This window comes from Synechococcus sp. R55.8 (genome assembly GCF_047461895.1).
In the GTDB taxonomy this organism is placed as follows: domain Bacteria; phylum Cyanobacteriota; class Cyanobacteriia; order Thermostichales; family Thermostichaceae; genus Thermostichus.
In genome coordinates this window covers 1-6,727 of the sequence record NZ_JANSIB010000086.1, presented here as the reverse complement: position 1 = coordinate 6,727, position 6,727 = coordinate 1, and the positions used below count along the sequence as shown (strand labels likewise).

Annotated in this window: 4 protein-coding genes; 3 read left to right on the top strand and 1 reads right to left on the bottom strand. The window is 59.8% G+C overall.

All coding sequences use genetic code 11. The annotated features are described in order from the left end of the window. Positions 1-6 precede the first annotated feature (6 nt). A complete protein-coding gene (metH, locus tag NW829_RS09295; protein WP_414416939.1) occupies positions 7-3,681 on the bottom strand; it encodes a methionine synthase in 3,675 nt (1,224 codons plus the stop codon). A gap of 634 nt (positions 3,682-4,315) precedes the next feature. Here metH and rpoD point away from each other — a divergent pair. From rpoD to NW829_RS09280, 3 genes are all read left to right on the top strand, one after another. After that, entirely contained in the window at positions 4,316-5,527 is a 1,212-nt protein-coding gene (gene rpoD, locus NW829_RS09290; protein ID WP_414412881.1) for an RNA polymerase sigma factor RpoD, read from the top strand. Between the two features lie 84 nt (positions 5,528-5,611). Further along, positions 5,612-5,890 carry a hypothetical protein gene (locus NW829_RS09285; protein WP_414416938.1) on the top strand — a complete coding sequence of 93 codons (279 nt, stop codon included), beginning with the start codon at positions 5,612-5,614 and terminating at the stop codon, positions 5,888-5,890. Beyond that, on the top strand, positions 5,866-6,672 hold the full coding sequence (locus NW829_RS09280; protein WP_011433784.1) for an adenosylcobinamide-GDP ribazoletransferase: 807 nt from the start codon (positions 5,866-5,868) through the stop codon (positions 6,670-6,672). Before NW829_RS09285 ends, NW829_RS09280 begins: the two co-directional genes overlap by 25 nt. The last annotated feature ends 55 nt before the right edge of the window (positions 6,673-6,727 follow it).

The following is a 6,727-nucleotide window of genomic DNA, read 5'->3' as shown; positions in this document are numbered from 1 at the left end:
CTAAGCCTAAGTGTTGAAGTAGCGGGCTGCCGGATGGTAAGCAACGATGGCGGTGGTGGACTGTTCCGGATCCAACTGATCGCTCTCGTCCATAGTCAGGCCAATGCGCTCGGCCTGGAGCAGCTCCAGCAGAATCCGTTGGTCGGCAATGTTGGGGCAGGCCGGATAGCCGAAGCTATAGCGGGATCCCCGATAGCCCTGATGCAGGATCTTGCGGATGTCGGGGCTATCTTCGTGGCCAAACCCCAGCTCCCGCCGGATGCGGGCATGGCACCACTCGGCCAAGGCTTCTGCCAAGGTCACGGTCAGGCCGTGGAAATACAGGTAGTCGGTGTACTGGCCCTCGGCAAAGAGGCGCTGGGCACAGGCGGTGGCCTCTGGGCCCACCGTAACCGCCTGCATGGGGAAGACATCTACTAGGCCAGTGGAGCGATCGGCAAAGAAGTCAGCGATACAGTAGCGGTGGCCGCTCTTTTGGCGGGGGAAGGTGAAGCGAGCCAATTCCCGCACCCCTGGAGAGAGTTGCGGGCGCTCCACCGTGGGCAGTTGGAAATAGGTGGTGGAGCCTGGCTCCAGGGAAAACAGCTCGGGGAAGCTGGCCGGGTCGAAGAGGATCAAAGTGTTCCCCTCTGCCTGCGCCGGGAAATAGCCGTAGACCACTTGGGGGTGCAGCAGATCCTCAGCCAGGATCCGCTCCTTCCAGCGCTCGATCACCGGATCCACCTGGGTGGCGATAAACTCGGCAAACTCCTCCGCCGACTGGTCGCGGGGCTTGCGAATCTGCCACTGGCCGGCTACCAGGGCCTGCTTGTCGATGTAGAAGAAGACCTCTGGCCAGGGGATCTGATCCGAGGCGAGAAGTTTGGATCCCCAGAAAGGCGGGATGGGTCGCTCGGTCTCCAGGGCAACGGCTTCAGAGCGGCGGGTGTCTTGGGACTCGGAGAGGGTGAGGGCGGGAGCAGCTCCCACGGTGGTCTCCGCAGGGGGCAGGCTGGGATCCGTTTCCTCTGGAACCCAAGAAGCCTCTTTCTGGCCATTGGCAGAGGGGGATCCCTGCTCCAAGTCATCCAGAAAACCCAGCCGGTCGTCCCAGCGTCCGGCAGCTTTGGCCTGCATCAGCCGATCCATAAAGTGGAGATCGACGAAGGCGTCGCGGCCATAGATCACCTGGCCTTTGTAGGTCTGGCGGCAGTCTTCTTCCACAAAGCGGCGGGTGAGGGCCGCCCCTCCTAGGATGACCGGCACGGTGATGCCCCGCTCGTTAAACACCTCCAAGTTCTCCTTCATAAAGGCCGTGGATTTCACCAACAGGCCGCTCATGGCAATGCAGTCGGCCTTGCTCTTTTCATAGGCTTCGATGATGTTTTCCACCGGCTGCTTGATGCCCAGGTTGATGACTTTGTAGCCGTTGTTGGTGAGGATGATGTCCACCAAGTTTTTGCCAATATCGTGGACATCCCCCTTGACGGTGGCAATCAAAAGAGTGCCTTTGCACACTTCCTCTCCCACCTTTTCCATGAAGGGCTCCAGGTATTTCACCGCCGCCTTCATGGTTTCTGCCGACTGCAGCACAAAGGGCAGTTGCATTTTGCCGGCCCCGAACAGCTCCCCTACCTCCTTCATGCCGTCTAGCAAAAAGGTGTTGATGATCTCCAGGGGGGGATAGTTCTGCAGCGCCTCTGCCAAGGTTTCTTCCAGGCCAATCCGCTCGCCGTCGATGATGTGCCGCCGCAGCCGCTCCTCCAGGGGTAAATCTGCAAAAGATCCGCCAGAGCGCAGTTCCTTCCCGGAAACGCCCGCAAACAGCTCCGTCAGCCGCGCCAGAGGATCGTAGGTGCAAATGCCCGAGGACTCCGTCCCGCTAACGCGAACGGCGTTAAACTGCCGCCGATCCCAGATCAAATCCCGACACACCTGCTGCTGCTCTTCGGGGATCTTGTTCAGGGGCAGGATCTTGGCGGCACTGACGATAGCGGCATCCAGGCCGGCCTCGCGGCACTCGTGCAAAAACACCGAGTTCAACACCACGCGGGCTGCCGGCGAGAGCCCAAAGGAGATGTTGGAAATGCCCAAGAGAATGTGGGTCTCCGGGAAAGCCTGGCGGATACGGCGGATGGCCTCCAGGGTGGCTGCCCCGTTGGCCCGGTCTTCCTCGATGCCGGTGGAAATGGGCAAGGCCAAAGGGTCAAAGAAAATCTCGTAGGGCGGGATCCCGTACTCAACCGCCTGACGATAGGCGCGCTCGGCAATCTGGAACTTCTTGTCGGCAGTGCGGGCCATGCCCTCTTCGTCGATGGTGCCGATGACCACCCCGGCGCCGTAGGTTTTGGCCAGCTCCAGCACCTTTAGGAAACGTTCTTCCCCATCCTCGTAGTTGGTGGAGTTGAGCAGACATTTGCCTCCCGCCACCTTGAGGCCCGCCTCCATCTTTTGCCAATCGGTGGAGTCCAGCATCAGGGGAATTGGGATTTGGGTAACCAGCCGCGAGACCAGCTCCCGCATATCCCGCACGCCATCCCGGCCCACGTAGTCCACATTCACGTCCAGGATGTGGGCTCCCTCCCGCACCTGCTCCCGCGCTAGGGCCACCAGGCCGTCCCAGTCTTCGGCGTTGAGCAGCTCCCGCATCTTTTTGGAGCCGCTGGCGTTGAGGCGCTCGCCGATGATTAAAAACGAGTTGTCCTGCAGGTAGGGCTGGGGCGTGTAGATCGAGGCAGCAGCGGGAATGCGCTCGACGGAGCGGCGTTTAGGCCGCAGCCCCTGCACGGCTTCCACCAAGGCGGCAATGTGCTCCGGACGGGTGCCGCAACACCCTCCCACCACCGCTACCCCCAGATCCCGCACAAAATGCTCCAGGTGGAAGCGCAACTGCTCCGGGGTGAGCTTGTAGTGGGCTTTGCCGCCGATGTTTTCCGGCAGGCCAGCGTTGGGGATGCAGGAGATGGGAAAGGGGGAATGCCGAGAGAGGTAGCGGATGTGCTCCACCATTTTGTCGGGGCCGGTGGCACAGTTGAGGCCCAGCACATCGATGGGATAGGGCTCCAGGATGGCCAGGGCCGCCCCGATCTCCGTGCCCACCAGCATTGTCCCCTGCACCTCAAAGGTCAGGGACACCACCACCGGCAGGCGGATCCCGCGTCGGGCAAACTCCTGCTGCACGGCCACCAGGGCCGCCTTGGTCTGCAAAATGTCCTGGCAGGTCTCGATGATCAGCAGATCCGCCCCACCGTCAACTAGCCCCTGCACCTGCTCCTCGTAGGCAGCCCGCATCTCATCAAAGCTGATGTGCCCCAGGGTGGGCAGCTTGGTGGTGGGGCCAATGGAGCCGGCCACAAAACGGGGCTTTTCCGGCGTCGCAAACTCGGCTGCTACCCGCTTGGCCAGTCGCGCCGCCGCCACGTTCAGCTCGTAGGCTTTTTCCGGGATCCCATATTCGGCCAAAACGATGGAGGTAGCCCCAAAGGTATTGGTCTCAACAACGTCGGCCCCCACTTCCAGAAAGCCGCGGTGTACCCGCTCCACCGCCTCCGGCTTGGTCAGCACCAGCATCTCATTGCAGCCCTCCAGTTCCGGCCCACCAAAATCCGCTGCGGTCAGGTTCTGGGCCTGGAGGGAGGATCCCATCGCCCCATCAAAGACAATCACACGTTCCTGGAGATGCTGCAGGAAGGGATGGGTCATAGAAGTCAAAGTCAGGCAGGGTGTCATCGACCTAGAGTCTGATTTAAGTTAGCATCGAGCCATTTGCTCGGACTAGGCCGAGGGGCCAGGGATCCCATCTTGGCCATTGTTGAGGTGAATTTAACATTTTCTTTGCCTGCCCCGTTGCTGTTTCCCCCAGGTCGGGCTAATTTAGGGAAGACGTTTTGGTGTGAACGGCTACAGTTGCTCGCAAGTGTTCCTCCCAGGGTCACTTGCCGCCTGCTGTAGAGCGATCTTCTCCTCGCAGGTTGGAGTGGTTGAGGTGCTGAATGTTCCGTCCCCTTGGTAAAGTGCCTCGCACTCCGTCGCAGGATCGACGAAGAGAAAGATCCACCTTTCGCCACCTCGAGAGGCCCCGTCCATCAAGACGAGTCTTGCGCCAGTTCAGTTGAGCTCCATGAGCGATATCTGCTTCCAGATTGACCCGAGCAATCGGTTATTCAGAAGCGGGCAGGCTGGCCTAGGGCAAGTCAGGCTTTGGCTTGCGGATATCGGCTCCCTCACTCTGGCGTTGTGGGATGCAGCAGAGCTGCAACTTGCTCCTCTCCCTTTGGCGTCTAAGCTCCCTTAGTCACCTTTAGTTGTCTGTGATTAGGATCACGAGGAACTCAGCATGGCTCAAGCAAAGGAATTGGTGAAATCGGGTAAAACAGCTCTTCTCGAACCGGATCTGGAAAATCCACCTTCTGGCGCCCTGGAGTTGGACACGGAGACAGATACCCTCGAGAGCGAACTGGATACCGGTGACACTGATGCTTTTGATGAGGATGACGACGACGAAGAGGCAGCAGAGGAGGATGGAGAGACTGCCGCCGCCGGTGCCAAAGGTCGCTCAAAGCGCAAGGCGGCCAGTAAGAAAAAGCCCTACACCGATGACTCTATCCGGGTCTATTTGCAAGAAATTGGGCGTATCCGGCTGCTGCGGGCCGATGAAGAAATCGAGCTGGCCCGAAAAATTGCCGATCTGCTGGAGCTAGAGCGCGCTCGCGAGGCCGTTTTTCGGCGTATGGGCCTCTGGTCAGACCCAGAAGAGGTGCCGGACACCCTCTGGGCAGAGGAGGTCAAGATGTCCTTGCCGGAATTTCGGCGGCGGTTGCATCGGGGGCGGCGGGCCAAAGAAAAGATGGTGCAGTCTAATCTGCGTTTGGTGGTGTCCATCGCCAAAAAGTACATGAACCGGGGCCTGTCTTTTCAGGATTTGATTCAGGAGGGATCCCTGGGCCTGATTCGGGCAGCCGAGAAATTCGACCACGAGAAGGGCTACAAGTTCTCCACCTACGCCACCTGGTGGATTCGACAGGCCATCACCCGTGCCATTGCCGACCAATCCCGCACCATTCGCCTGCCCGTCCACCTCTACGAGACGATCTCCCGCATCAAAAAGGTGACCAAGTTGCTTTCCCAGGAATTGGGCCGCAAGCCCACCGAAGAGGAGATCGCCACCCGCATGGAGATCACCATCGAGAAGTTGCGCTTTATCGCCAAGTCGGCCCAGCTTCCCATCTCTTTGGAAACCCCCATCGGCAAGGAAGAGGATTCTCGGCTGGGAGACTTTATCGAGTCGGATGGGGAGACGCCGGAGGATCGGGTGGCCAAAGTCTTGCTCAGAGAAGATCTGGAAAGCGTTTTGGAAACCCTCACCGCCCGCGAACGGGATGTGTTGAAGTTGCGCTACGGCTTGGATGATGGCCGCATGAAAACTCTGGAGGAAATCGGCCAGATCTTTAATGTCACCCGTGAGCGAATCCGGCAGATCGAGGCTAAGGCTCTGCGCAAGCTGCGCCACCCCAACCGCAACAGCGTGTTGAAGGAATACATCCGGTGACTCTGGGGCCCATTCCTTCTAGCTCTCAGGGAGAGCCGGGGCAAGGGATCCAAGAGAGTTCCCGGCCCCCTAGGACAGACTGAGTTGGAACTGCCAACCCGCGCGATGGAGGATCTTCAGCATGAACTCGAACCAGACTCCGCGGATCCCAGTCTTTCTGAAAAAGCAGCCCTCTTTCTGGTGTTGGCCGCGGTGGGCGCCATCGGAGCTTTGGTGGCCAAGCTCACCATTGCCAAGCTCACCATTGTGGTGGGGCGCACCGTTCGCAAGGATTCCTATTTTCTCTCCCAGAGGGCTGGATTGGCGGATCCCTTTACACAGACTCAAGGACTGAGCGATTGCGGCGCTTCTGGGCAGCCTTGACTTTCTACACGGCCCTGCCTCTGGGGTGGGTCGGAGACTTGCCGTTTGAGGGCATTGCCGCCTGGCTGCCAGGGGTAGGTGTGTTGCTGGGCGGGATCCTCTCCTTGGCTGGGATCCTGCTGCAGATTTTCCCCAATCCGGTGCGGGCCGCTTTGCTCTTGGCCCTGTGGGTTCTCTTGACCGGTGGGCTGCACCTGGACGGGGTGGCCGATACTGCCGATGGCTTGGCGATCAATGTCCACAAGAATCCTTACAAAGGGGATCCGGAACGGTCAACTGAGGATGGGCAAAAATCTGACTTGCAGGGATCCCGTCGCCGTCTGCAGGTGATGAGCGATAGCCACACCGGGGCCTATGGGGTACTGGCCTTGGTGCTGCTGCTGCTGCTGAAATTTGCTGCCCTGAGCAGCGTTCGAGCTTGGCCCCTCTTGCTGCTGGTGCCCGCCTGGGGGCGTTGGGGCCAGTTGCTCGCCATTGCCCTGTACCCCTATCTGCGAGAGCAGGGATCCGCCCGCTTCCTCAAAGACTCCACTTCCCTGCCGGGATCCCTGTGGCCGGGCACTCTGCTTGTGCTGGCCATCACCGGGGGGTTGGGCTGGGCTGGGATCTTGGCTTGGCCCCCTTTGCTGCTCTGGACGCTGGGATCCGCCCTGGGGGCTTGGGCCGTGGGCTACTGGATCTACCGCCAGTTGGGAGGACACACGGGCGATACCTACGGAGCTACGGTGGAATGGTCAGAAGCGATAGCATTGCTGTGGGGATCCCTTATTGGGCCATCATGAATCTGATACATTTACGCTGAACACTGCTGAACATCACTGTTCAACTATGCAGCGA